Annotated in this window: 20 protein-coding genes; 9 read left to right on the plus strand and 11 right to left on the minus strand. The window is 72.6% G+C overall.

The annotated features are described in order from the left end of the window. Positions 1-21: 21 nt before the first annotated feature. The 5 genes from C1N81_RS11095 to C1N81_RS11115 all read right to left on the minus strand — a co-directional run bounded on the left by C1N81_RS11095 (position 22) and on the right by C1N81_RS11115 (position 3585). Positions 22-870, minus strand: a complete 849-nt coding sequence (locus C1N81_RS11095; RefSeq protein ID WP_394428608.1) for a GNAT family N-acetyltransferase — start codon at positions 868-870, stop codon at positions 22-24. A 112-nt stretch (positions 871-982) separates the two neighbouring features. Beyond that, positions 983-1705 (minus strand): chitinase, encoded by a 723-nt coding sequence (locus C1N81_RS11100; protein ID WP_394428609.1) that lies wholly within the window; start codon positions 1703-1705, stop codon positions 983-985. 111 nt (positions 1706-1816) lie between these two features. Continuing rightward, a complete protein-coding gene (locus tag C1N81_RS11105; RefSeq protein WP_394428610.1) occupies positions 1817-2335 on the minus strand; it encodes a lytic polysaccharide monooxygenase auxiliary activity family 9 protein in 519 nt (172 codons plus the stop codon). Positions 2336-2664: 329 nt separating this feature from the next. Continuing rightward, on the minus strand, positions 2665-3063 hold the full coding sequence (locus C1N81_RS11110) for a hypothetical protein (protein WP_394428611.1): 399 nt from the start codon (positions 3061-3063) through the stop codon (positions 2665-2667). 162 nt (positions 3064-3225) lie between these two features. Further along, the gene (locus tag C1N81_RS11115; RefSeq protein WP_394428612.1) at positions 3226-3585 is read right to left on the minus strand and encodes a hypothetical protein; all 360 of its coding nucleotides are present in this window, start codon (positions 3583-3585) and stop codon (positions 3226-3228) included. 138 nt (positions 3586-3723) lie between these two features. On the opposite strand from C1N81_RS11115, the gene C1N81_RS11120 reads away from it, so the two are divergent. The 4 genes from C1N81_RS11120 (at position 3724) to C1N81_RS11135 (ending at position 7405) form a co-directional block, all read left to right on the plus strand. Further along, complete coding sequence (locus C1N81_RS11120) at positions 3724-4098, plus strand: helix-turn-helix transcriptional regulator (RefSeq protein WP_394437857.1); 375 nt, start codon at positions 3724-3726, stop codon at positions 4096-4098. 71 nt (positions 4099-4169) lie between these two features. Then, positions 4170-5273 (plus strand): effector-associated domain 2-containing protein, encoded by a 1104-nt coding sequence (locus tag C1N81_RS11125; protein ID WP_394428613.1) that lies wholly within the window; start codon positions 4170-4172, stop codon positions 5271-5273. A 99-nt stretch (positions 5274-5372) separates the two neighbouring features. Next, complete coding sequence (locus C1N81_RS11130) at positions 5373-5537, plus strand: hypothetical protein (protein ID WP_394428614.1); 165 nt, start codon at positions 5373-5375, stop codon at positions 5535-5537. 41 nt (positions 5538-5578) lie between these two features. Beyond that, positions 5579-7405: an HEXXH motif domain-containing protein gene (locus C1N81_RS11135; protein ID WP_394428615.1), complete on the plus strand. Its 1827-nt coding sequence runs from the start codon at positions 5579-5581 to the stop codon at positions 7403-7405. 62 nt (positions 7406-7467) lie between these two features. Here C1N81_RS11135 and fxsT read toward each other — a convergent pair whose 3' ends face one another. From fxsT to C1N81_RS11160, 5 genes are all read right to left on the minus strand, one after another. Beyond that, positions 7468-11937, minus strand: a complete 4470-nt coding sequence (gene fxsT, locus C1N81_RS11140) for an FxSxx-COOH system tetratricopeptide repeat protein (protein WP_394437859.1) — start codon at positions 11935-11937, stop codon at positions 7468-7470. Next, on the minus strand, positions 11934-13073 hold the full coding sequence (locus tag C1N81_RS11145; protein ID WP_394428616.1) for an AAA family ATPase: 1140 nt from the start codon (positions 13071-13073) through the stop codon (positions 11934-11936). The genes fxsT and C1N81_RS11145 overlap by 4 nt, the downstream gene beginning before the upstream one ends. After that, positions 13070-14695 (minus strand): VMAP-C domain-containing protein, encoded by a 1626-nt coding sequence (locus C1N81_RS11150; RefSeq protein ID WP_394428617.1) that lies wholly within the window; start codon positions 14693-14695, stop codon positions 13070-13072. Before C1N81_RS11150 ends, C1N81_RS11145 begins: the two co-directional genes overlap by 4 nt. Positions 14696-14728: 33 nt before the next feature. Then, positions 14729-15931, minus strand: a complete 1203-nt coding sequence (locus tag C1N81_RS11155; protein ID WP_394428618.1) for a lipase family protein — start codon at positions 15929-15931, stop codon at positions 14729-14731. Between the two features lie 110 nt (positions 15932-16041). Further along, entirely contained in the window at positions 16042-17064 is a 1023-nt protein-coding gene (locus C1N81_RS11160; protein ID WP_394428619.1) for a LacI family DNA-binding transcriptional regulator, read from the minus strand. A gap of 149 nt (positions 17065-17213) precedes the next feature. On the opposite strand from C1N81_RS11160, the gene C1N81_RS11165 reads away from it, so the two are divergent. The 5 genes from C1N81_RS11165 (at position 17214) to C1N81_RS11185 (ending at position 23909) form a co-directional block, all read left to right on the plus strand. Then, positions 17214-19040 (plus strand): glycoside hydrolase family 2 protein, encoded by a 1827-nt coding sequence (locus tag C1N81_RS11165; RefSeq protein WP_394428620.1) that lies wholly within the window; start codon positions 17214-17216, stop codon positions 19038-19040. Between the two features lie 92 nt (positions 19041-19132). Next, positions 19133-20476 carry an extracellular solute-binding protein gene (locus C1N81_RS11170; RefSeq protein ID WP_394428621.1) on the plus strand — a complete coding sequence of 448 codons (1344 nt, stop codon included), beginning with the start codon at positions 19133-19135 and terminating at the stop codon, positions 20474-20476. 28 nt (positions 20477-20504) lie between these two features. After that, positions 20505-21413 (plus strand): carbohydrate ABC transporter permease, encoded by a 909-nt coding sequence (locus tag C1N81_RS11175; protein WP_394428622.1) that lies wholly within the window; start codon positions 20505-20507, stop codon positions 21411-21413. A gap of 2 nt (positions 21414-21415) precedes the next feature. After that, positions 21416-22357, plus strand: a complete 942-nt coding sequence (locus C1N81_RS11180) for a carbohydrate ABC transporter permease (RefSeq protein ID WP_394428623.1) — start codon at positions 21416-21418, stop codon at positions 22355-22357. Positions 22358-22460: 103 nt separating this feature from the next. Further along, positions 22461-23909: a family 43 glycosylhydrolase gene (locus C1N81_RS11185; protein WP_394428624.1), complete on the plus strand. Its 1449-nt coding sequence runs from the start codon at positions 22461-22463 to the stop codon at positions 23907-23909. Positions 23910-24122: 213 nt separating this feature from the next. On the opposite strand, the gene C1N81_RS11190 is transcribed toward C1N81_RS11185, so the two are convergent. Then, positions 24123-26336 carry an MMPL family transporter gene (locus C1N81_RS11190; protein ID WP_394428625.1) on the minus strand — a complete coding sequence of 738 codons (2214 nt, stop codon included), beginning with the start codon at positions 26334-26336 and terminating at the stop codon, positions 24123-24125. Positions 26337-26438 lie beyond the last annotated feature (102 nt).

The following is a 26438-nucleotide window of genomic DNA, read 5'->3' on the forward strand; positions in this document are numbered from 1 at the left end:
CGCGCTGACCGACGCCCCAGTTTAGAGCCTGGGTCCGACACTGACGGAAGGCATGGTTCCGGGCACGAGGGCGTGCTCGGTGACGTGACCGAAGGCGCGGAAGCCGAGGCGCCGGTAGACGGGTTCGCCCTCGGCCGAGGCCTGGAGGACGGCGAGCGGATGACCGTTCCTGCGGGCCGTGTGCAGGGCGGCGAGCGTCATGGCGCCGCCGTAGCCGCGGCGGCGGTGGGCGGTCAGCGTGCTGATGTTGAAGATCCCGGCGACGTCGGCGTGCAGGAAGACCTCGGCCGTGCTGACCGGGCGGCCGTCCGCGTATCCGACCAGGAGGCGGGCTGGGCAGTCCGCGGCCAGTGCCCGCGGTGCGACGAGCTCGAAGAAGCGGCGGACCGTCGCGGCGGGCGGCTCCCAGTTCGCGGCGAGGACGGCGGCGTAGTCGCGCAGCCGCTCCGGTGTCGTCACGGGGTGGATGTCCAGGCCGGTCACATAGGGCTGCGGCAGGCTGTCGGTCAGCCCGGCCCACATCGCCGTCCCGATCTGGGCGGGCGGCAGACCGGCGGACGCCAGCCGGGCCGACAGGTCGGGCGGGGTCGAGGCGGGCCCCACCCACCAGGTGAAGGGGCGGCCAGTGGCGGCCAGGGCGGCGGTCGTCGCCGTGATCCGCGCGGGTGCGGTGTCGGGGGTGAAGCGGGCCCCGGCGACGATGTTGAAGGTGTCGTCGTCGAGGCCGCTGTCCGCGACCACGAGGTCGTCGGTCTCGGTGACCGTCGCGCCGGGGAGGCCGCGGTGCAGGTGGGCGGCGTGCTCGGCGAGGTTCCGCTCGGCCCGGCCCGCCAGGTCGGTCATGTCACAGGTGTCCTGCTGCGCGCTCATAGTGGTCGATCACATCACACCCGGACGAATCGCCCACGCGTTTTCCGGGTGCGGAGGTATGAACGGGGTGGTGTGTGAGGGCCGGTCCGGCCCTCACACGTGTGACCCGCCGTCAGCAGCTCAGGTTGGCGCCGGGGTCGACGCCGAGGATCTGCGCGAACTTCTGGTAGTTGTCGATCCGGCTCTGGACCTGGCCGGGGTTGCCGCCGTTGCACTCGATGCTGCCGTTGATGCTGCGGATGGTCTCCCCGAAACCGGAGCCGTTGACCATGGCGTTGTGCGGCGTCATGGTGCCGGGGCCGGTCTGGGTGTTCCAGTACCAGAGGCCGGTCTTCCAGGCGACCGCCGCGTCGTTCTGGACGAGGTCGGGGTTGTTGAGGAGGTCGATGCCGAGGGCGTCGCCCGCCGCCTTGTAGTTGAAGTTCCAGCTGAGCTGGATCGGCCCGCGCCCGTAGTACTTGTCGTTGCCCGCGGGGCAGCCGTAGGACTGCGAGGTGTCGCAGTAGTGCGGGTAGTTGGCGGTGTTCTGCTCGACGACGTAGACGAGGCCGCCGGTTTCGTGGCCGACGTTGGCGAGGAAGGCGGCGGCCTCCTGCTTCTTCACCGTGTCGCTGCCGGAGTTGGCGAAGCCCGGGTAGGCGCCGAGGGCGGCGTTCAGGCCCTCGTACGTGTAGAAGCTGTTGCGGCCCGGGAACATCTGGTCGAACTGGGCCTGGCTGACCACGAAGTCCGCCTGGGCGTCGGCCTTCTCGGCGGAGGCGGGGGCGGCCAGGGTGAAGCCGAGGGTGGCGGCGGACGCGGTGGCGGTCAGCAGGGCGAGGATGCGGCGGCGCATGAAGCGCTCCTGTTCGGTGCGGTGGTGGGGGGTTGCGGGGCGCCGCGGGCCGGACGCGTGGGGGCGCGCCGTGGGGGGGTGGCTCGCGGCGCCACCGGTCGTGAGCGCGGGTCAGCCGCCGACGTTCACGTCGATGCAGGCGTAGAACGCGTTCGTCGTGTCCGCGACGTTCCAGACGGCGAGCACCTTCTGCTTGCCGGTCAGCGAGCCGAAGTCGACCTGGTGGGTGACGGTCGCGCCCGGCTTGGCACCGTTGTCGTTGAACTCGGCGATCTCCTGGCCGCCCACGAAGTACTGCCAGGTGCTGGTCGCGTGCTGCGCGGTCAGCTTCCACTGGAACGTGGCGTTCTTCGGGACGGAGGTGGCGACCCAGCCCTTGGAGTCGTCGTCGAGCTCGGCGAACCGGCTGTTGCCGCCGCTGCAGCTCGTCAGCCCCTTCGGGCCCTCGACGCTCTGCGGCTCGTAGGTGATGTCCCCGCAGGACACCGTGCCCGCCGCGCACTGGGCCTGGCGGCTCGGCGGGGTGTTGATGTAGCCGTGAGCGCTCGCCGAGGAGGCGGGAAGGGTGAGGGCGAGGGCCGGGGCCAGGGCCGCGCCGATGAGCGCAGCGGTCTTCCTTCTGGCGTTCATGTGTACTTCCTTCACTCAGGTCTTCCTGGCAGCGCGCGAGATGTGGGGGCGCGCGGTCAGGTCGGCCTCTCGTGGGTGGGGCCAAGAGGCGCGAAGGGACAGGGGAACAGCACGCGTACGTGAACGCAGCGCGAATTCCCGTAAGCGGAACGGCCGTTACTGCTTGGCCTAGACCATACAAGCGGCCGTGCCCCTGTCAAGAGACCCGTGCGGACGAGCGCCCGGCGCCCGGACATGGCGAAGACCTCCGCGTGGTGGTAGTCCACCGCCACACCACGTGGAGGTCTCCGGGTCATGGGAGGGCCCGCCAGGGGCCCCGGCACGCCGCTCTAGACGCGGCTCCCGCCGGCGTCCAGGCTCAGGGCGCGCACGAAGGCGTCCTCGGTCTCCGTGCTGAAGAAGCCCTTGATGCCGCGCAGGAGTTGCAGCGCGGTACGCACCTTCGCGGGCAGCGGCGTCGGCATCCCCTCGGCCGCCACCGCGTGCTGGGCGGGGGCGGTCCGTGCCGCCTCCAGATGGGCGTGCGCCAGATGGAGTTCACCGGTGACGGTGTGCCGCACCGCGCACGTCACGTCGTAGGACGCGCTGCGCGAGAGCGCGAGGAGCGACTGGACCCCCGACGTCTCCGCGTCGTCGTGGACCGCGGCGCTCAGATGACCGCCCGCCCGGTCCAGGATCTTCGCTATGGCGGACAGCCGCCCCGCCTCCAGCACTGCCTGAGATGCCATGCCGATTCCTTTCATCACCCCGTCCACCGGACCCGTGTCACCACGGTTATGACCAGGGTCCGACGGGAGCGAACCTCTTCGCGGGGGCGCACAGCACGCGCAGAGAGAGGGCGCGAAGCGCCTGGGCGGCGGTTGAGGCACGGGGCGGCGCACACCGTCGCGTCAGTGGTGCGGCGGCGCGGCGGGGGGTGGTGGTGCGACCGGCTGTGGCGGCACCACCGGCATGTCGGGGCGGGTGTCGTGCACGACCCGGGCGAGGTGGAACTCGTACTCGAAGGTCTGGGTCAGCCCCTCGGCGAGGACGAGGTAGCCGTCGCCGTGCTCGTAGACGGTGCGGCGCTGCAGGTTGGCCGGGTGTCTCGGCGCGAAGGCGAGGACATGGCGGCGCAGTGCGTCGTGCGCCTCCGCGCGCGTGCCGCTCACGTGCCCCGCGGGCCGGGTCACCATCCGCACCCCGCCGAGCCCGCCGCCCAGGCACGTCATCATCAGGCCCCAGGTGCCCCTGGTCGCGTCGTCCGTCACCGCTCCCCCGTACGTCGATCGGTCAGCGAACTGTGCCATAAGCGCGCACGCGCCCGTGCGCGCCCCCTGTGCGAGACTCGTGGGGTGAAACGGCTTGAGCTGGACGATCTCGTGCGCCTGCGGCGGGCCAGGGACCGGATGGACCGGGACTACGCCGAGCCGCTCGACGTGACGGCGCTCGCGCGGATCGCGCTCATGTCCCCGGGCCACTTCTCCCGCAGCTTCCGCGCCGCGTACGGGGAGACGCCGTACGGCTACCTGATGACGCGCCGCATCGAGCGGGCGAAGGCGCTGCTGCGCCGCGGCGACCTCACGGTGACCGAGGTGTGCTTCGAGGTGGGATGCACCTCGCTCGGCTCGTTCAGCTCGCGCTTCACCGAGCTGGTCGGGGAGACGCCGAGCGCGTACCGGGCGCGCGTCCATGACGACGCGCTCGCGGTCCCGGCGTGCATCACGAAGATCCACACCAGGCCGGTCAGGAACGGCGGGGCGGGCCCCGCGCCTCGCTCCTGAGGCAGCCCAGGGCCGGGCCCGGGGCGGGCGGCGCACGGTTCGCCCCGCCCTTTCCCGGGGAGGAACCCTCCATGCCGGACCGGACACCGTCGACGCACGCCGTCATCGTGGGAGTGGAGCGCTACGACGGCGGCGCCGACTGGGACCTCGACGGCCCCGTGCGCGACGCCGTCGGACATGCGCGACGCCTGCTGAAGGCAGGGGTGGCCCCCGAGCGGATCACCCTGCTCCTCTCCCCCGCCCCGCACAACGAGGGGCTCGCCCGGGCGACGGGGCTCACGGTCCGCGAGGCCGGACGGGAGGACGTGCACCGCGCCCTGTTCCGCGAACTGCCGCGCGAAAGCGGTGAGTTGCTGTTCCTCGCCTGGTCCGGGCACGGGCTCGTGGACACCGACGGGCACCGCCGCCTGCTGTACGCCGACGCCACCGGCCACGACCTGCGCAGCCTGGACCTCGACGCGGCGCTCGCCGCCTGGCGCTCCGACCTCGTCCCGGCCTTCCCGCACCAGCTGTGGCTGCTCGACGCCTGCCAGCTGTTCGCGGACCCGGCCCGCCTCGACGGCGCCCTCGCGCCCGACCCCGTCCCCGTACGGCCCCTGCGGGAACGGCCGGGCCAGCACGCCTTGTTCGCGTGCGCGCCGGGCCAGTCCGCGCGGGGCGGCCGCACCGGCGGACCCGGCGTCTTCACCGCCGCCGTGCACGAGGTGTGGGACGAGGAGGGCTCCGGAGGCGGCTGGTTCGCCGATCCGCGCGGGTTCACCGAGCGGCTGCGGGAGCGGGTCGTGGCGCGCGGCGGCGGCGCGCAGAGCCCCACCTACTTCTGGCACTCCGGGCCCGAGGGGCAGGGCGAGCAGTGGCGACGGCCCGCCGGGACGGGGGCCGCGCCGACGCGGGCCGAGCGCCGGGAGCTGGTGGTGGCGCTGGAGCGGGTACCGGCGATGCGGGAGCCGGAGGCGCGGGCGCGGGTGATCCGGCAGCTGCCGTCCGAGATCGCCGCGAGCGTGCCCCAGTCGACGATCACCAGGCCCGCCCTGCTCGACCTCGTCGACACGTGCCTGGAGTTTCCCGGGGGCCTCGATGAGCTGTGCGCGGCCGTCGAGATGGTCGACGCGGGGACGCGCGCGTACAACGAATTCTCGGCCAGAGCACGCGAGTTGTCCGGAAAGGATGTCTGAGACACGGGGTTCCCGAGCATGAGTGCAGGGGACATGATGAAGCACAGGGGTCGGCGTCGGCGTCACCGGCGGCCCGGACGCCGGGAGGGCAAGGGCACCATGGATCACGCCGACACTGCGGTCGAGTCGGAGCTTGTGGACCTCGGGGGATGGACGCTTGAGCAGCTACGCGCGCATACCGGTGCCGAACGGGCGCTGGGCAAACGACGTCTTCTGCGCAAGCTCGACGACCCCGACGTCAACTTCGGTGGCGAGGAGAGTTGAGCCGCCCTTAGACACGCCGGGCGGGAGGCCGGGGCCGGACGATGTCCGCTGAGCCCGTGCGCCCCGCCGCCCCGCTGCGGCGACACGGGTTCTCCGAGGCCGACTTCGACGCCCTGGCCGGCGGTGGCGGCAGCTCCCGCGTGTTGCAAGGCTTGTGGCAGGCCGAGCGCAGCCACCGCCTCCTCATGATCGACCTCTTCCTCGACCTGCTGCGCGACAGCCCCTGGCTGGTCGGCCCCCTCGACCCGGCGGACGAGCCGTGGCGCCTGCTCGTCGAGGCGGACCGCTGCGCGCACGACACGGTCGAGGAGCTGCTCATGGCGCCCGAGACCGGCCTGTGGCTCGGTGGCGCCCTGCGCACCCTGCGCGGCACCGCGCCGCCGGCTTCCGCGCCACTCTGGGTGGAGACCGGGCACTTCCACGCCCTGGCCGCGGCGGCGGCCCTGCGCACCGGCGCCGCGTTCACGCTCGGGGTGCCCGCGCGGCACGGCACGGTGTCGCTGCCCGGCGTCGGCCGCGCCGTCGTGCCCGGCGGCGCTCCGTGGGGCAGGGCCCGCGTCACGGCCGGGGCGGCCGAGGTCACCGTCGAGGTCGAGGGGCGGACGGTCCGGGTCGCGGCCCCGTACACGGCGCCGGGCCCCGGCTGGGAACCGGCCCGCCGGATCACGCTCGTCTCGCCGGGCGCCCCCCGCCCCGTCCTCCTCGACGATCTCGGCCCGCACCGCATCGTGCCGACCGCCGGTGGGCGGCCGCCGGGACGGCTGTCCCCGGAGGAGGCGGAGCGCTGGACCGAGCTGCTGCACGAGGCCGCTCCCCTGCTCGCGTCGGCCGACGCGCAGTCCGCCACAGATGTCGGGGTGCTCCTGCGCAGCCTCGAACCGGTGGAGCGCAAGGGCGGCGAACGTCTGCCGAGCGCCACGGCGGGGGACGGCGCCGGACGGCTGGCCGCCGCCCGGCCGCCGGACGCGGAGCAGCTCGCCGCGGTCCTCGCGCACGAGATCCAGCACACCAAGCTGAGCATGCTCATGCACCTGTACCAGCTGTACGAGCCCGACGACACCACCCTGTTCTACACGCCCTGGCGCGACGAGCCACGGCCGCTGCGCGGGCTGCTCCAGGGCGTCTACGCGTTCACGGCGGTGACCCGTTTCTGGCGCGGCCGCGCCCTCTCCCCCGTACGCGACCACGCCCCGGCCCGTTTCGAGTACGCCCTGTGGCGCCGTCAACTGCTGCGTGTGCTCGGAGACTTGGAGACGCATAAAGGGCTGACCGAACTCGGCCGGCGGCTGGTGCGACGGCTCGCGGAGAACGTGGCGGAAGGGGAGCATCCGGCGCGGTTCGACCCGGTGGACGCGATGGCGCGGGACGCCGCCGACCACCACACGATGAGCTGGCGGCTGCACCACCTGAAGCCCGACCCCGCCACGGTGGCCGCGCTCGCCGACGCCTGGCCCGCTCCGCTCACCCCGATGCCGGCCGCCGCCGCCCGGCTGTGCCCGGACAGCGAGGTGCCGCGCCTGGATGTCGTGGCCGCGCTGTACCGCTCGCGTCTGGCCGGGTCCGACGGTCCGGCGGCCAAGCCGCCCTGCGGCACCCGCCCGGCCCACACCCTGCACGTGGACGGGGACGCGGCGGGAGCGGTGGGGGCCGCCGTCGCCGCGCTGGTGAGCGGCGGCGCCGAGCGGTCCTCGTGGGCGGATCTCCTGCTGGCCCTGCGCGCGGAGGGAGCCGGGGCGCCCGGCCGTGTCGCGCGCGAGCAGCCGGAGCTGGCGCGGGCCGTGCACCGCGCCCTGGGCCGCCGCGACGGGGCGGGGCCGGGCCCCGTCGCGTTCGTCACCTGGCTCGACGGGCTCGCGCCCGCTCTCTGAAAGCCCGCCCGGCCTGGCTCGACGGGCTCGCGCCCGCCCTCTGAGAGCCCGGCCGGCGTCGGCTAGATCGGCATCGGGTCGATGTCGCAGTTGGCCCGGCGCGAGGCCACCGCGTCGGCGAAGGCGGGGTGTTGCTCGCCGAGGACCCGGCCGATCCCCTGGACAGCTGCCTGGCGCAGCTCCTCGGACTCCGTGAGGCGGCCCAGCGCCCGCAGGTCCTGGGAAAGGTTGCTGGTCAGCACGAGGACGGTCGGGTGGTCCGCGCCCAGGATGTCCTCGGCCGCCGCCAGGGTCGCCTCGTCCAGGGCGAGGGCCCCGGCCGTGTCACCCTGCGCGAACAGGTCGCTGGCCAGGTTGATCCGGCACACCAGGGTGTCGGGGTGCCCCTCGCCCAGCAGAGCCGAACACCGCGCAAGGGCCGACTCGTTGAGCGCGCGGGCCTCGTCCACCTTGCCGAGGAGCCGGTAGGTGATGGCGAGGTTCATCTCGGCTTCCAGGGTGTGCGGGTGGTCCGCGCCGAAGACCTGCGCGAACAGGTCGCGTGTCGCCTCGCCGAGCTTCATCGAGTCGGTCAGTTCACCGGACTGGCGCAGGTCGACCGAGAGGTTGAGGGAGGCGACGAGGGAGTCCGGGTGCTCGGGCCCGTAGCGGCCGATCAGCTCCTTGCGGGAGCGCCGGGTCAGCTCGGCGGCCTCCGCGTGATGCCCCGCCTTGCGCAGGGAGACCCCGAGCCGGGCCACATTGCGCAAGGTGTTGGGGTGGTTGGCGCCGATCCGCAGCCGGTAGCGCTCCGTGATGTCCTCGAAGAGCCGGACCGCCTCGATGTACTCGCCCAGCTCACGGCGGTCCAGCGCGACGCTGGACTCGGTGAGCATGCTGGACAGCGAGTCCTCGCCGTACATCTGCGTCTTGCGCTGCCAGGTCTGCCGGTCCAGTTCGAGGGCGCCGCGGAAGTCGCCGTTGACGCGCAGGCTCACGCCGAGGTTGTGGGCGTGCATCAGCGTCTCGGGGTCGTCGTCGCCGTAGGCCCGCACGGCGCGCTCGTGGACCTCCGCGTTGATCTCGCGGGCGGTGGGGAACTTGCCGCCTGCGCGGCTGTCGGAGGCGGCGAGGCCGCGTACGCGCAGGAACTCGTCGTCGACGTCGGAGCCGGGCCGGGCCTCCAGAACGGCGAGCATCCGGCGGCTGAGGGCGGCGGCCTCGCCGAACCGGCCGAGCACCCACAGCACGTACCGCAGGTGGCGGCCGAGCTGCAGGGTCTGCCGGTCGTCCTCGCCGTGCAGCTCGGTCCAGGCGTCGTAGGCGCGCTGGGAGAAGTCCCGCGATCCCTCGTGATCGCCCCAGTAGTAGAGGTACTCGGCCACGGCGTGGACCATCTGCCGCACGTGGCGCGAGGGCGAGCGCATCGCGTCGGAGACGACGACGTGCGGGTACAGCTCGCCGAACCGCGCCCAGTGCGAGGGGTCCTGCGGGTCGCGCGGAGTGGCGGCGGCGAGCAGCAGGTGCGCCCCGTGCTGCATCCTCTCGCGCTGCTCCTGCGACATACGGGCGTTGAGCACGGCCTGGACCAGACGGTGCATCTGGATCGAGTTGGTGCGGTGGTCGATCTTGGCGAGGGAGTATCGGTTGATCTCGCGGATGGCGCGGCCCAGGCGCAGCGGATCGGTCAGCGAGCGGTCCAGGTCGGGCGCGATCGGCTCGACGGGGGCGCCGGAGAAGAGCGAGCGCGCGATCGGCTCCGGGGCGAAGTACGAGCACACTTGGAGCAGTTGGAGAGCCGCGGAGTTCTTGCCCTCCAGGTGGTCGAGCGAGACGTTCCAGGCGGTGGCCACGGTCTGTTCGTACTGGGTGGGCGGGGACACCGCCATCAGCTCGGCCCGCTTCTCCTCGAAGAGGCGCAGGTATTCCTCGGCGGGCATCCCCGTCTCGGCGCGCCAGGCCGAAGCCTGCTCGACGGCGAGCGGCAAGTCGCCGAGGACGGACGCGAGTTGGTCGGCCTCGGCCTCGGGCAGGTCCGGGTTGCGGCGCTGGAGGAGCTGGATGGATTCGGCGCGCTTGAAGACGTCGACCTCGAGCGGGTGGGCGAGGGTGTTCCACTGCGGGTTGCGCGAGGTGACGAGGATGGCTCCCGCGGAGCCGCCGCCCGAGGTGAGCGGGAAGTAGCTCTGCACCGATTCGGGGCTCTCCGCATTGTCGAAGACGAGGAGCCAATTGGCGTAGGGAACACCCGTTCGCAGCGCCTCCAGGACAGCGGGAACGGCGGTGCTCGCCTCGGCGGTGACCGGCAGGTTCAGTCGCAGCGCGAGTTCGACGAGGGCCTGCGCGATCTGGGTGGGGCGCTCGGCGGGGATCCACCACACGACGTCGTAGCGGTCGGCGTTGCGGTAGACGTACTCCAGCGCGAGCTGCGACTTCCCGACGCCGCCCATGCCGTGCAGGGTGTGCGGCAGCACGGCGGTCGGGCCCTCGCCCAGGTCCGCCTCCAGGCGTAGCAGAAGGTCGTCGCGGCCGGTGAAGACCAGGTTGCGCGGCGGCATGTTGCCGAGGATCGCGGGGCGGACCGCGCGCGTCTGCGGCGCGGCGCCCGCCGGCCCCTCCCAGGCGGGGGTGGCGGGGGCGGCGGTCCCGGGGACGACCGTGGTCACTGGCGTGCCTCCTTGGTGCGGGCCGGGCGCACCCGGTCCCCGGCCGCCGGTTTCGGCGGACGCGGACTGCGGGGGATACGGGGGATCGGTGCGACGCGGACTTTCGAGCGAATTGTCTTGACTCATTCTGCCTTGCGATGATTCGTCCGATATCACTCCGCCACGCTCCCCAGCGTCCGTCGGTGGTGCCGTTCTTGTGTGGGCCGCGATCAGCTGCCCCAGCCGTCGCGCCCTCGGCAGGTGTTCTCCCGCGAGCACGCTCAGGACCGCGTGCTCGACCGCCCGGAAGCGCGCGTTCTCCGCCGTCACTTCCGGTTCGGGCTCCTGGCCCCGCCCTTCGTAGTGGGCGAGCAGCTCACGGGCCGCGCCGCTGCGGGAGGCGAGCACTTCCGCCGCCCGGCGCGAGGCCTGCAAGGTGGTGCGCTTCGTCCCGGCGGCGAGCAGCTCCTCGCGCACGCCCGGCCGGAACACGTACGCGCTCTCGTCCCCCGGGACCGCCTCGACCAGGCCGCTCATCAGCAGCTCCGCCAGGTGCACGGGCTCCGACTCGGGCAGCATCGCGCGCTGCACGGCGGCGATCACGGGAAGATCCAGCTGCACGGCGGCAAGGCGCACGGCCAGCTCGAAGCCCTCCGCCGAGGCCCACACGCGGAACTGGGCGACCTGCTCGGCCGCCGAGGCGTCCCGGGGCGCCGGCTCGGGTTCCACGGGGCCCGCGCCCGGCCGCACCATCAGGGCGGCGACCTCGGTCCAGCGCGGCTGCTCCCCGGCCACGAACCGGGCCCAGGGCGACAGCCACTCCCCCGACACCTCCAGGACGGGCACCGGCAGCGCGCGCGCCCGGCGCAACGGCACCGCCCACGCGTCCGCCCCGTAGGGCTGCGCGGGCTCCCAGTCCACGGCCTCGCCCGCGGCCCCGCGCCCTGACAGGTGCAGCCGGACCCGTTCGGGCCGCAGGCCGGTGCGGTGCCAGAGGCGCTGCGGCAGGGTGCTCAGGACGGCGAGCGGCTGATGTCTGGCCCACAGGGCGAGCGCGGTGTGCACGGCCCCGCTGCGCCAGGCGGCGGCGACACCGTCGGTGAGGACGAGGACGATCCGCCGGCCCGACTGGTCGACGAGGCTGCGCACCGGCTGGGTGGCGCCGCGCCGTCCGGGGGCGCGCAGCACGACGCCGCCGGTGGCGTCGGTGTCGAGGCGGCGCAGCACGATGTCGCGGAATCCGCCGTAGCGGCGCAACACGGCGGCGAGCCGGTCGGCGGTGGCCCGCCAGACCGCCATCTGGGGGGCGCTGTCGACGACGAGGACGACGTCCCAGCGCGCCTCGGGCGAGGGCCGCATGGCCGGGGGCAGCCAGGGCGCCTCGGCGAACTGCTCCCCCGTGCGCTCCTCGTCGACCTCCTCGGCGGGCGAGGTCCTGCGGATCTGCCGCAGGGGCCGTAACGCGCGCCCCAGGTTCCTGGCCGAGGGCCCGCGCCGTCGCCGCACGCGCGCGGAACGCCTCCTGCGCGGCGCCGCGCCGGGATCGCCGGTTCCGGACGCCTCCTGCTCCTCGCGCGGCGCCGGCCGGGCCTCCGCGACCGGGGGGTGGCGGCACACCGGAGTCCAGCACCGCTTCGCGCCCGGGTTCTTGTCCGGGTCCGGCGACGTCCGGCGCCGGCCGCTCGGGGGTCCGCGGCGGCTCCGGCGGCGGCGCGGGCCGCTGCGCGGCGGGCGGCGGCGCGGACTCCTTGTGCGGGTCGAGGAGTTCGGGGTGGTGCTCGGCCATCCACAGCGCGTCCGCCACCTCCCACCAGCGCAGCTCGCCCACGGACAGGCGTGCGGGGTCGGAGGGCGGACGCGGGCCGCGCGCGTCCGGCCCCCGGCCCTCGGGAGCGGGCGGGCCTTCAGTCACCGATCTCTGCCCCGTCGGCCCTCAGCGAGTGCCAGATGGCGCGCAGGACCGCTTGCCATTCGGCGTCGTCGCCGTGCTCGTAGGTGTAGGCGCCCGAGGTCGCCAGATGTGCCGCGTTCAGCAGCATGTCGGCGGCCAGACCGTCGGTGCGCTCGCTGCGGGACGTGAAGTCCTGGATCAACTGGGAGTGCATGTCACCGAGTCGGTCGGAGAAGTGGGCGGAGAGCAGTTCGCCCAAGCCTTCCGCATCGGGGTCCGGCATGTCCAAACGCAGACAGCGGCGCAAAAACGCCTCGGGGAACTCCTGTTCCCCGTTGGAGGTCATGATCACGACCGGAAACGCGCGCGTGTGAACGATGCCGTCCGTGATCTGAGCGGTTCCCCGCGGATCGGCGGTGTGCACGGTGACCTGGGGTTGTTTTTTGCTGACCCGGACCAGCGGGGGCACGGCGTACCGGCCGTCCTCGAACAGTGAGAGCAGGTCGTGCGGCAGGTCCACGTCACACTTGTCGATCTCGTCGATGAGCAGCACGCGCGGGATGCGGTGCGGGAGCAACGCCGTCCCCAGGGGCCCCAGCTGCACGAACTCCCCTACATCGTCGACAAGTTCAGCCGCCGCGCTCGTCGGCTTCCCCTCGTCAACCGGCCGTTCGTCCGCCGACCGCTGTTGCTGTTGCTGTTGCTGTTGCTGTTGCTGTTGCTGTTGCGCCAGGTACCACGCCTGACCTGCCTGCGCCCTGCCGATCACGTCGTACTCGAACAGGCCGGAGGTGAGGGTGGTGCGGCTGGTGACCGGCCACTGCAGGACCCGGCCGAGCTGCAGCTCGCGGGCGATGCGGAAGGCGAGGGCCGATTTGCCGACGCCGGGGCGGCCCGTGACCAGGAGCGGGCGGCGCAGCAGGAGCGCCGCGTTCACCAGGCGCACCTCGTCCGGCGGGGGTGTGCGCGGCGCGTCGGCCGGGCCGAGCCTGCGGTCCGCCTCGTCCTCGTCCGGCGGCTCGGGCTGGACCGGCCCCCCGTCGAAACTGCGCCAGCGCGGCCCCTCGGGCCAGTCGCGCTCCTCGTACGGTCCCTGCGGACGCGGGGCTCCGCTGCCCCGGTACGGCAGTCCGTTCGTCTCCTGCGCGTTCACTCGGTACCCCCTACGAAGGCGGCGGGGGCGCATGCGTCACCGTCGAGGAGCTGCTGCGGATCGTCCCAGACCACGCCCAGTTGCTGGATCAACGCCTTGTCGCGCACGTCCGCGGTCCCCGCCGCCGCGTCGCTCCTCCACTGTCGGGCAGCGGCGGGAAGGTTCGCCAGACCCTCACCGGCCAACAACTCCTTCACAAGACCCCGGAAACCCTCGGCGGCCTCGGCCGCGTCGGACGTTCCGGCCGCGTCGGGTGCCCGGTGGAAGATCACCACCGGCACGCCGAGGTCCAGGCCGAGCCGCAGCTCGCGCGCGCCCGTGCCGTCACCGGCCCGCGGAGTGTCGCTGAGGACCATGCAGACCACCCCCTCCTCCTTGCCGACCCGGGCATCCAGCAGTGCGAGGTGCTCGGGGTCCGGCCGGCCCTCCGGGTCGCACCAGTGGGCGCGCCCGCGGGCCGGGTCGCTCCTGAAGCGCGTCCACCGTCTGCGCCAGGCGTGGTGCAGATCGCGCCGCTGCATCCGTTCGAGGCTGTGCACGTACACCCACGGGTACTTGCTCAACAGCGGGTTGGAATGCCCGAGGCGGGGATTCCGGTCCCACCATTCGACGGGTTCCGTGAGCAACTCCGCCGGCAGGAAGAATTCCAGGACCACGTTCTCGTCCCGAGACTGCCACAGCTCGGCCGTCGCGGACAGGAGGTCGGCGACGGCGTACGGGAGCCTGCCCCGTGGCACGGGTTCGACGGGGTCGCAGTCCTCCCGGTGCAGTCTTACGGATTCGGCGTAGCGGACGCGGGACGAGATCCGGTAGTGCGCCTCGTGCCTCCCTTGCCGGGCGACCTGTGCGTCCGAGGGCCGCAGGTCCGGGACGACCTTGATGAACAGGCGTATGACCGGTACGCGCGGCTCGCCCAGCGCGTCGGCTCCCGTCGCCGTGGCGGGCTCCGGGCGGCTCCGCGCGGCCGGGTCGGGGCGCCCGGTGAGTCGCGCGCGCAGGGCCCGCAACCCCTGCGCCCCCTCGCTCGCGTCCCACTCCTGGGCGAAGTGGTCGTTCCACGCGCGTATCTCACCGATCACGTGCGCGGCCTCGCCGCGCAGCATCAGGTGCTCCAGGAGGACCATGCTGGGTTCGAGACCGCCGACCGGGGCGTTGTGGCAGGCCAGATGGGTGAAGGCGTGCCAGGCCGTACGGCAATATCGGGGCAGCCGTACGCGGTCCTGGGTGGCGGCGGCGACGAGGGTGGGCAGTTCGGGCAGGGCGAGGTCGAGCCCTTCGCGCAGGGCGGTCCAGTCGCGGCCGCGGTAGACGTCGAGGGCGTGCCACTCGTCGAGCAGCGGCCGCAGCCGTCCGGCGACGGCGGGGGCCACGAACTCGGTTGCCTCCACGAGCCGTTCGAGCCCGTCCTCCTCGACGCGGCTGCAGTGCCGGATCGCCTCGGCGAACGCCTGCCGTGCGGTGCGGAACCCCTCCAGGTCGAGGTCGGGGAACTCGTCGGCCAGTTCACGGGCCCACTGCAGGCGGCCGCGTTCGTCGGCGAGCGGGGTGGAGGCGGCGAGCGCCTCGACCATCTCGCGCAGCATCCGCTGCCGCTCCTGCCGCTCTCCTGTGCCCCGCGGCACGTGCGCCCCCCGGGCACTGCGTCCCATCTGGCGTCACCCGGGGAGTTCTTGGGCGAGCACCTCGTACAGGTGCCGGTTGGTCCAGTAGGCGCTGTGGGCGGCCGACACCGGCTGCCCGTTGTCCACCTCGATGTCGCGCACGCCGGGCCCGAAGACGTCCGCGCCGACGAAGGAGAGCAGGTCGCGCCGGTCGTAGATGTTGAGCCAGCGCGGGAAGCGGGCCGGGAGCCCGGTGCCGTACGGGCGTGAGGGGAGCGCGTCCAGTTCGTAGAGGACCGGGGCCTGGGAGCCGACGGTCACCAGCTGGGCCACGTCGGGCGGGTCGCCGGCCGCGCCGCCCGCGAGGAGGTCGAAGGCGACGATGCCGCCGAGGCTGTGCCCGAGCAGCACGACCGGGGGCGCGAGCTGCCGGGCGAGGTCGGCCACGTAGGCGCGGACGGCCTCGCCGCGGACGAGGTAGCTGAGGATGTCCCCGGCGAAGCCGAGGGAGCGCTCGCTGATGCGGCTGCGGCGGCCCACGACGAACCGGGAGCCGCCCGCCCGTTCCAGGAGGCGGGCGGTGGCGCCGAGCGCCCGGCCGATCCCGTCCGCCAGCCCGCGCTCCTCGCCGCCGAGGTGGTCGACGACGGCGGCGACCATGGCGTCCCGCGCGTCGGCGGGGACCGCGCCGGGGCCGCCGGGGTGCCCGGCGAGGGCGCGGGCGGTGAGCGCGCGGGCGGTCAGCCGGGCGAGGCCCGCCGCGCCGGCGCCGTCCGCCGCGTCGCAGGCGCGCCGGAAGACGTCGGAGGCGAGCAGCGCGCTCACGTCGGCGGCCAGGCCGGCGTCGAGGCCGGCCGCCCGCCACGCCGCGCGCACGGCGGGTGCCTCGACGAGTTCCCGCGTCCAGGCCCACAGCTGTCGTCCCGCGGGCAGCGCGCCCGGCAGGAAGGGGGCGGTCGTCTGCTGTCCGGCCAGCGCGAACAGGTGCAGTTCCGCGGCCGGGTCGACGTAGAGGAGGGCCCAGCGGGCGCGCTCCTCGTCGCGCGGGCGCGGCGCGGGCGCCGGCTGCCCGGGTACGTACCCCGGGATGGACGCGCCGTCGGCCCGCAGGTAGGCGCCGAGCGCGGAGCCCCAGTCGCACTCCGCCACGCTCACGTCGGGCCGCACTGCGGCCAGGCCCGCGCGGACCGCCCGCAACGCCTCCGCGTAGCCCGGCGCGCGCACCCCTGTGCCGTGGATGAACAGCACGCTCGTCAATCGTCCTCCGCGAACTCCCCCGCAAGCCACGGAAAGTGAGGCTCACTCAGTTCCGCATCGTACCGCCGCGCGGGGTCCGCCGAACAGCCGTTGATCAGCCTCCCCGGCGCTCAACCTCCGCTGCTCTCGCGCACCTTGAGTTCGTGGCCCACGACGTGGTCCTGGAGCGCGTCGGCCGCCGGGGCCTCGATGCGGTCCAGGAGGAGGGCGACGGCGGCCCGTGCGATCTCCCGCTTGTCCGGGGCGACGGTGGTGAGGCTCGGGACGCTGAACCGGGACGCCTCGATGTCGTCGAAGCCGACCACGTCGAGATCCTTGGGGACGGCGCGGCCCCGCTCGTGCAGGGCGCGCAGCGCGCCGAGGGCGAGGTGGTCGTTGAGGCAGAGCAGGGCGTCGGGTTCGTCCCCCGCGTCGACGAGGGCGGCGGCGGCCCGCGCCCCGTCCCGCCAGTGGTAGGCGTCCACCGGTACCACCAGGGCGCTGTCGAAGGGGATCCCGGCCTCCTTCAGCGCTTCGCGGTAGCCGTCGGTGCGCAGCCGGTCGGTGCCCTGGCGCCCGCGCACCCGGCCGCCGATGACGGCGATCCGGCGCCGCCCCCGGGCAAGGAGGTGTTCGGTGGCCTCGCGCGCCGCCCGTACGTTGTCGACGGCGACGTGGTCCGTGGTGCCCTCGGCGGGGCGCTCGCCGAGCAGGACGACCGGGAGCGCGCGGTCGCGGGTGGCGAGGTCGCGGGGGTGCAGGGCGAGCGGGCTGAGGATGACGCCGTCGGTGAAGCGGGCGTCGAAGCCGTGCAGCGCGGCCAGCTCGCGCTCGCGGACGCCGCCGGTCTGGTGCAGGAGGACGGTCTGGCCGCGCTTGTCGGCCTCGGTCATGACGTGCTTGGCCAGCTCGGAGAAGTAGGCGACGTCCAGCTCGGGCACGGCCAGGGTGATCATGCCGGTGCGGCCCTGGCGGAGCTGGCGTCCGGCGATGTTGACGCGGTAGCCGAGGGCGTCGATCGCCTCCCGCACCACTTCACGGGTGCGGTCGGAGACGTGCTCGTAGTCGTTGATCACGTTGGAGACGGTCTTGGGCGAGACGCCCGCGTACTCCGCCACGTCCTTGATCCTGGGTCTGGCCGCCACGCTGTTCATTCCTTCCGTCTGCCACCCGCGATCGTATCGAGCATCACGAATCGGTTTCGGGCCGGATCTGGCACCGCCCCGGATATTTACAACGATGTAATCGCCATGGTGCCATGAGCCCCGCACGACAGCAGCAGCCCCCGGAGGCAAGGAGCACCATGCCCGTCCCGCACCACCAGGACCTGCCGCGGCCCGAGTACCCGAGGCCGCAGTTCGCCCGTGAGGCCTGGCTCAATCTCAACGGTGAGTGGCAGTTCGAGATCGACCGCGCCGACACCGGGCTCGAACGCGGTCTGCGCGAGCGCGACCTCAGCGGGCGGATCACCGTGCCGTTCTGCCCCGAGTCGGAGCTGTCCGGGATCGGCGACACCGACTTCCTGGAGGCCGTCTGGTACCGCAGGACCGTGACCGTGCCGGCCGAGTGGACCGACTCCCGGGTGCTCCTGCACTTCGGGGCCGTCGACCACGACACCACCGTGTGGGCCGACGGCGTGGAGGTGGCGCGGCACCGCGGCGGCTTCACCCCGTTCACCGCCGACCTGGGCGAGATCGCCGCGCCGGGGCGCGAGGTGACGCTCGTCGTGCGGGCCCGGGACACCCGGCACGGCCCGCAGGCCCGCGGCAAGCAGGCCACCTGGTACGCCAACACGCACTGCCACTACACCCGGACCACCGGCATCTGGCAGACGGTGTGGCTGGAGCCGGTGCCGCGCACCGTCGCCCTGAAGCGCCCGCGCATCACGCCCGACCTGGCCTCCGGCTCCTTCTTCCTGGAGCTGCCGCTGACCGGGAAGGCGCCGGGCCACCGGGTCCGCGCGACCCTCTCCAACGAGCGGGGCACGGTCGTCACCGCCGAGGCCCGCGCCGACCTCGACCTCACTCCGCGCCTGGCCCTCGCCGTGCCCGCCGACCGGCAGCGCGTGTGGTCGCCCGAGGACCCGCACCTGTACGACCTCACCTTCGAGGTCCTCGACGCGCAGGGCGGGGTGGTGGACGAGGTGCGGTCCTACGCGGGTCTGCGCTCCGTCTCCATCGACGGCAAGCGGCTCCTCCTCAACGGCGAGCCCGTCTTCCAGCGGCTCGTCCTCGACCAGGGCTACTACCCGGACGGCCTGATGACCGCGCCGAGCGACGCCGCCCTCGTCCGCGACATCGAGCTGGGTCTGGCCGCCGGGTTCAACGGGGCGCGCCTGCACCAGAAGGTCTTCGAGGAGCGGTTCCTGTACCACGCGGACCGGCTCGGCTACCTGGTGTGGGGCGAGTTCGGCGACTGGGGCTGCGAGGTCGGCGTCCGCGACGACAACCAGCGGCCCGACGCCTCCTACGTCACCCAGTGGCTGGAGGCCGTGGAGCGCGACTACTCGCACCCCTCGATCATCGGCTGGTGCCCGCTCAACGAGACGTACCAGCACCTGCACGACCGCATCACCCAGCTCGACGACGTCACGCAGGCGATGTTCCTCGCCACCAAGCAGGCCGACGGCACCCGCCCGGTCATCGACGCCTCCGGCTACGCGCACCGGGTGCCGCACACCGACGTGTACGACTCGCACTGCTACGAGCAGGACCCCGCCGAGTTCGCCAAGATCATGGACGGTCTCGCCGAGGACAAGCCCTATGTGAACGCCGGTCCCGACGGGCGTCCGTGGTCCGTGCCGTACGCCGGGCAGCCGTACTTCTGCAGCGAGTTCGGCGGCATCTGGTGGGACGCGCAGGCCGCCGCCGAGGTGTCGGGCGAGGCCCGCGACGAGTCGTGGGGCTATGGCGAACGGCCGCGCAGCGCCGGGGAGTTCGTGGAGCGGTTCGTCGGTCTGACGGGCGTGCTGCTCGCCGATCCGGACATGTTCGGCTACTGCTACACGCAGCTCACGGACGTCTTCCAGGAGCGCAACGGCGTCTACGGCTTCGACCGCACCGAGAAGGTCGACACGAAGCTGCTGCGCGACGCCCAGCTCCGCCCCTCGGCCTTCGAGGGCCCGCGCTGATTCCGTCGTACCCGTTGTTTACATCGATGTATGTTCCGAGGTGACGGCGGCGGCCGAATGACGCCGCCGCCGTCGCCCGGGGAAGGAGCCAGATGACCGGCACACCCGCACCCGTCGGTCGCCCCGCACTCACCAGACGACGCGCGCTGACGGCCGCGCTCGCCGCCGGGGCGACGGTCCTCGGCGCCGGAGCGCTCAGTGGCTGCGGCAGCGCGCTGGCGGCCGACGAGTCGACCGTCCGCCTGTGGGACCTGTTCAGCGGGGCCGACGGCGGCCTGCTCAACGACATGGTGAAGAAGGCGGGGCCCGACATGCCGGGCACCCGCATCGAACGCACCGTCCTGGAGTGGGGCACCCCCTATTACACGAAGCTCGCCATGGCCTCGGCGGGCGGACGCGGCCCCGATGTCGCGGTCTCGCACATGTCGCGGCTGGCCGGTTACGCGCCCACCGGGCTCGTCGACCCGTGGGACCTGAGCCTCCTGGCCGAGTACGGCGTGCGGCGCGAGGACTTCACCGACGCGGTGTGGTCCCGTACGCAGTACGAGGGGAAGACGTACGCGATCCCGCTCGACACCCACCCGTTCATCGTGTTCTTCCACCCGGAGCCGGTGAAGAAGGCGGGGCTGCTCACGGCGGACGGCACGCTGGACGCCGACGCGTTCTCCTCGCCGGACGCATTCCTCGCGGCGAGCAAGGAGCTGGCGAAGGCGTCCGGGAAGCAGGGTGTCGCCTTCGGCTACGTCACCGACACCGCGCAGGGCTGGCGGCTCTTCTACGGCCTCTACAAGCAGACCGGCGGTGTCTTCGAGGTGCCGCAGGGCGGCCCGGCCAAGGTGGACGTGGACCGGATGGCCGAGGTCATCGCGTTCATGGCCAAGCTGGTCGACGGCCGTGTGAACCCCAAGCGGCTCGACTACGCGGCGGGCATGGCGGCCTTCAACAACAAGCAGACCGCGATGATCCTCTCCGGTGAATGGGAGCTGGGCACGTTCCGCGGCGCGGACAAGAACGTCGGCGCCGCCCCGTTCCCCACCGTCTTCGGCACCCCGGCCGTCTACGCCGACTCGCACTCCTTCGTGCTCCCGCACCACCCGAGCCCCGACGCCGAGCACCGGCGCCGTACGCACCGCGCGGTGGCCGCGCTCCTGAAGGCCGGACAGATCTGGGGCACGGCGGGCCACATCCCCGCCTATGTGCCGGTCACCAAGACCGAGGAGTACGCGAAGCTGCTGCCTCAGGCGCACTACAAGGCGGCCGCCGACCATGTCGTCCTCGACCCGGCGGCCTGGTTCGCCGGAGCCGGGTCCGACTTCCAGAACGCCATGTCGCAGGTGCTCCAGCAGGCCCTGCTCGACGGTCTCGCCCCCGACCGTGCGGCGCGCGCGATGGTGCGGCGCCTCGACACGTTCCTCGCCAAGCCCAGCCCGGCCTGATCCGCCGCCACCCCTAGGAGGCACAACGATGTCCTCTTCTCCCCACGCCTCGCCCCGGCCAGGGGCGCCCGCGGTGCGCCGGCTGCTTCCCCCCGGCCTGCTCTTCGCGCTGCCCTTCCTCGTCCTGTTCGCCGTGTTCATGATCTGGCCGCTCGGCCAGGGCCTGTGGATGTCCCTGACGGACCGGGCACTGTCCGCGCACACGCCCTCCTTCATCGGCGTCGACAACTTCACCGAGGCGTTCCAGGACGCCGAGATGTGGAAGGCGCTCTGGCACACGGTCCTCTTCACCCTCATCTCGACGGTCCCGCTGGTCGTGGTCGCGCTCGGGATGGCGCTGCTCGTCCACACCGGGGTGCCGGGCCAGTGGGTGTGGCGGCTCGCGTTCTTCGCCCCGTATCTGCTCCCCGTCGGCGTGGTCGGCCTGCTGTGGATCTGGCTGTACCAGCCCGACCTCGGCCTCTACAACCACCTCCTGGACAAGCTGGGCCTAGGCCAAGTCGCCTGGCTGAGCGACGAGTCGGTGGCCATCTGGGCCATCGCCCTCGCGACCCTGTGGTGGACGGTCGGCTTCAACTTCCTGCTGTACCTGGCCGCGCTCCAGTCGATCCCCGACCACCTCTACGAGGCCGCGGCGATCGACGGCGCGGGGGCGTGGCGGCGCCTGTTCTCGATCACGCTGCCGCAGCTGAGCCGGATCACCGTGGTGATCACCGTGCTCCAGCTCCTGGCGTCCCTGAAGGTCTTCGACCAGGTCTATCTGCTCACCAAGGGCGGCCCGAACAACTCGACGCGGCCCATCGTGGAGTACGTCTACGACGTCGGCTTCACCGGCTACCGGCTCGGTTACGCCTCGGCGATCAGCTACATCTTCTTCGCCCTCGTCGTCCTCGCCTCCGCCGCTCAGTTCTTCGCACTCCGCAGCCGGGAGAAGTGACCATGACCGCAACCGACGCACCGGCCCGTACGACCGCCAAGCCGCACGGGCGCAGGCCGGTCACGCCACCGAGACCGCCCCGGCGCACCGAGCGCTCGCGCACGAACCTGACGCTCGGCGAGAGCCGCGTCGCCCGCGTGCTCGCGCTCGCCGTGCTCACGATCGGCGCGCTGATCTGGCTGCTGCCGATGGCGTGGGCGCTCCTCACGGCGTTCAAGACCGAGCAGGACGCGAGCGATCCGCTGGCCTGGTTCTGGCCGGAGCACGGGTTCACGTTCGACGGGTTCAGCGCCGTGTGGGAGCGCGGCGACCTGCCGCTGTGGATGCTGAACAGCCTTCTCATCTCGGCCGCCGTCACCGTGATCACGGTGCTCGTCTCCGCGATGGCCGGCTACGCGTTCTCGCGCACGGTGTTCGCCGGGCGCCGCTGGCTGTTCGTGCTGACGATCGCGGCGGTCCTCGTGCCGCCGCAGATCCTGATCGTGCCGTGGTTCCAGCAGATGCTGACGCTGCACCTGCTCGACACGTACGCGGCGGTGATCCTGCCGCAGACGGTCGCGCCCGTGATGGTGTTCATCCTGAAGAAGCACTTCGACTCGCTGCCGAAGGAGTTGGAGGAGGCCGCCCGGATCGACGGCGCCGGGCACTGGCGGATCTTCTGGTCGGTGCTGCTCCCGCTGTCGCGGCCGATGCTCGCCGCCGTCGCGATCTTCGTGTTCATCGGCGCCTGGAACAACTTCCTGTGGCCGTTCGTGTCGACCTCCGACCCGTCCTTGATGACGCTGCCCGTCGGCATCACCACGGTGAAGGACGCGTACGGCATCCAGTACGCGCAGTCGATGGCGTCGGCCGTGCTCGCCGCGCTGCCGCTCGTCGTGGTCTTCCTCTTCTTCCAGCGGCACATCGTGAAGTCGGTGGCGACCACCGGCCTCGGCGGCCAGTGAGGTGACCCGCAACTCCTCGGCACGGGCGCCCCGTTGACAGCCCCGCGCCCCTTCCCTACCGTCCTGAAAGCCGTGAGACTTACATCGATGTAAGGAGCCGCTCATGCGCACCCGGCCCCGTACTGCTCTGGTCACCGCACTTCTGGCGCTGCTCGTCGGACTGGTCTGCGCGCCGCAGGCCGGCGCGGCGAGACAGGCGCCCGAAGCGGCGGCGGCTGCCTCGGGTACCTTCCGGAACCCGCTGAACACCGGACCCGACCCGTTCCTGGCCTACGCGAACGGGGCCTACCACCTCACCACCACGCAAGGCGACAGCATCAAGATGTGGCGCTCGCCGTCCCTGGCCACGCTGCTCGACGCCGATCCGATCACGGTGTGGACGGACACCAACGCCTCGCGCAACCAGCACATCTGGGCGCCGGAGTTCTACCGCTTCAACTCCCGCTGGTACCTCTACTACACCGCCGACGACGGCACCGACGACCATCACCGCCTGTTCGTCCTGGAGTCGGACCGGGACGATCCGGCGGGCCCGTACCACTTCAAGGCGAAGCTCGCCCCGCCCAACCACGGAGACGACTTCGCCATCGACCCGGGCATCCTCCAGCACAACGGCAAGCTCTACCTCGCGTACAGCGGCATCAACCCGTACCAGCACAACGGGCTGAACATCGCGCCGATGTCGAACCCGTACACCGTCTCCGGCGACGCGGTCGCGATCAACGCGGCCGGGGGCTGCCCCGAGGTCCGCGAAGGCCCCGAGTTCCTCAACCGCAACGGGCGTACGTGGATGACGTACTCCACGTGTGACACCGGCAAGCCCGACTACCAGGTCTGGCAGCTGTCCCTGGCCAATGGCGCCGACCCGCTCGTGCCGGGGAACTGGGTGCAGCGCTCGGGGCCCGTCTTCTCCCGCGCGGACGACCGCGGCGTCTTCGGCCCCGGCCACCACGCGTTCTTCAAGTCCCCCGACGGCACCCAGGACTGGCTGATCTACCACGCCAAGACGACGTCGGTGAACACCTACTCCAACCGCACGACCCGCGCCCAGAAGATCTCCTGGAACGCGGACGGCAGCCCGAACCTCGGGGTGCCGCTCGCGATGGGCGCGACCCAGGACCTGCCCTCCGGCGACCCCGGTTCGGGCAACTACTGGATCAACGACGACGGCCGCTCCAGCGGCGCCGGATCGGTCGCGTACACCGGCACCTGGAACTCCGGGACCGGCTGCGCCGCCCAGTGCTTCTGGAGCGACGACCACTGGAGCGACCGGGCGGGCAACACCGCCACGTTCACCTTCACCGGCACCCGGATCGCACTGCTCTCGGTGCGTGACACCGGCAACGGGATCGCGGGGATCAGCGTCGACGGCGGCCCCGAGCAGCGGGTCGACCTCTACAGCGCGATCCGCACCGGGGAGACGCTCCAGTACCTCAGCCCGCGCCTCGCGCGCGGCACGCACACGCTGAAGGTGCGGGTGACGGGTGAGCGGAACGCGTCGTCCGGCGCCGCGTTCGTCAGCGTGGACCGGGCCGAGGTCTACACGGACTGAATGCTTGTCCTTCCATGTCCACTCGCTCGGACACCCGAGCGAGTGGACAACCGTTTGAGGGGATGCGCCGCACACCCGTCACCCCGGGCCCGGCACGCCAGTTGAGGTCCGTGTACGCGCCCCGGCGACGCCGGGTGTGCGCGTCCTGAGCGGCGGCCACGGCACTGTGCGGGTGTGTTCGACGTGGCCGCCGCTTACAAGAGGCCGCGGGGCTCAGCCCCGCGCGGGCTCCAGCTCCCGGTCCTCGTCACCGGCCGACGGGGCCTGCGCCAGGGACTGCCGCAGCTTCTCGCCCTCGACGTCGACGTTCGGCAGCGCCTTGTCCAGCCAGCGCGGCAGCCACCACGCGGCCTTGCCGAGCAGCGCCATGACCGCGGGCACGATCGCCATGCGGACCACGAACGCGTCGAAGAGCACGGCGACGGCGAGGCCGAAGCCCATCATCTTGATCATGTCGTTGTCCTCCATGATGAAGCCGGAGAAGACGCTGATCATGATGATCGCGGCGGCGCCGACGACCCGGCCGCCGTGCCGGAACCCGGTCACGATCGCCTCGCCGGGCCGCGCCCCGTGGACGTACGCCTCGCGCATCCGGGTCACGAGGAAGACCTCGTAGTCCATGGCCAGGCCGAAGACCACGCCGATCAGGAAGATCGGCATCATCGACATGATCGGGCCCGGCTGGTCGACGCCGACCAGGTCCGCGAGCCAGCCCCACTGGAAGACCGCGACCACGGCGCCGAGCGCCGCCGCCACCGACAGGAGGAAGCCGAGCGCCGCCTTCAGCGGGACGAGGACCGAGCGGAACACCAGCATCAGGAGCAGGAACGCCAGGCCGACGACGAGCAGCAGGTACGGCACGAGCGCGTCGTTGAGGGTCTGCGAGAAGTCGATCGTCATGGCCGTCTGGCCGGTGACCAGGACGTCCGAGTCCGTCTCCGCGCCCCAGCCCCCGGCCTCGGAGCGGATCTCCTTGACCAGTTCCTCCGTCTTGTGGTCGCTCGGACCGGTGGACGGGACGACGGACATGATGGCGGTGTCACCCGCCTCGTTGACCTGCGCGGGGGCGACCGCGGCGACCCCGTCGACCTTGGCGAGCGAGGCGCCCACCGACTTGGCGGCCGCCGCCGCGCCCTTGCCGTCGACGGTCACCATCAGCGGGCCGTTAAACCCGGCGCCGAACGACTCGGACAGCATGTCGTACGCCTTGCGCTGCGTGCTGTCCGGCGCGGAGGTGCCCTCGTCGGGCAGGCCGAGTTCGAGGCTCGTGGCCGGGACGGCGACGGTACCGAGGCCGATGACGGCGACGAGCAGGACGGTCAGCGGACGGCGCATCACGAAGCGGGACCAGCGGGTGCCCAGGTTCGGCCTGCCCTCGGGCGTGTCCGGCGAGGAGGCCGCGGCCGTGCGGTCCTTGCGGCGAAGGACCTTCTTGCCCGCGAAGCCGAGCAGCGCCGGGATCATGGTGAGCGCGATGACGACGGAGACGGCGACGGTCGCCGCCGCGGCCAGCCCCATCTTCGTCAGGAGCGGGATGTTCACGACGGACAGGCCCGCGAGAGCGACGATCACGGTGAGCCCGGCGAAGACGACCGCGGACCCGGCCGTGCCGACCGCGCGGCCCGCGGCTTCCTCGCGTTCGCGTCCTTCGGCTATCTCGGCGCGGTAGCGGCTCACGATGAACAGGGCGTAGTCGATGCCGACCGCGAGACCGATCATCGTCGCGAGCGTGGACGTGGTGCTGGACAGTTCGAGGACGCTGCCGAGCGCCGTGATCCCGGAGATGCCGATACCGACGCCGATGATGGCGGTGAGCAGCGGCATGCCCGCCGCGACCAGCGAACCGAAGGTGATGAGCAGGACGACGGCGGAGATCGCGATGCCGATCAGCTCGGCGCTGCCGCCCATCTCCTGCTCGGCCTCGACGGCGTCACCGCCTGCCTCGACGGTGAAGCCCTCGGCGCGGGCGTCGTCGATGGCCTTGGTCAGCGCCTCGTGCGACGCGTCCGTCAGCTCGGTCGAGGGGACCTTGTAGGAGACGGAGGCGTAGGCGGTCGAGCCGTCCTTGCTGACGGCGTTCGCCTTGAACGGGTCGGCGACCGAGGAGACCTCCTCGCCCTTGCCGAGCGCGGTCACCAGCTTTCCGACGTCGGCCTTGGGCGCCGGGTCGGTCAGCTTCTCGCCCTTCGGGGCGCGGATGACGACACGGGCGGTCGCCCCCTCGGCGCCGGCCGCCGGGAACTTCTCGTCGAGCAGGTCGAAGGCCTTCTGCGCCTCCGTGCCCGGCATCGCGAACGTGTCGGCGGGCGGCGCGGGCGCGAACGACGCCCCGACTCCGATCCCGACGAGGAGCAGCAGCCACAACGGCACCACGAAGAAGCGGCGCCGGAAGGACAGCCGCCCGAGCTTGTACAAGAACGTAGCCACGGCGAAGAGGGCTCCCGTCGGGGTCGTGAGGCAGGATCGGCTTCCATCGTCTCCGCCGTCCCGGGCCGCCGGGTAAGCCTCTGAGCCGGAGTACGGGCCCAC

It is taken from the genome of Streptomyces sp. SGAir0957, assembly GCF_043523415.1.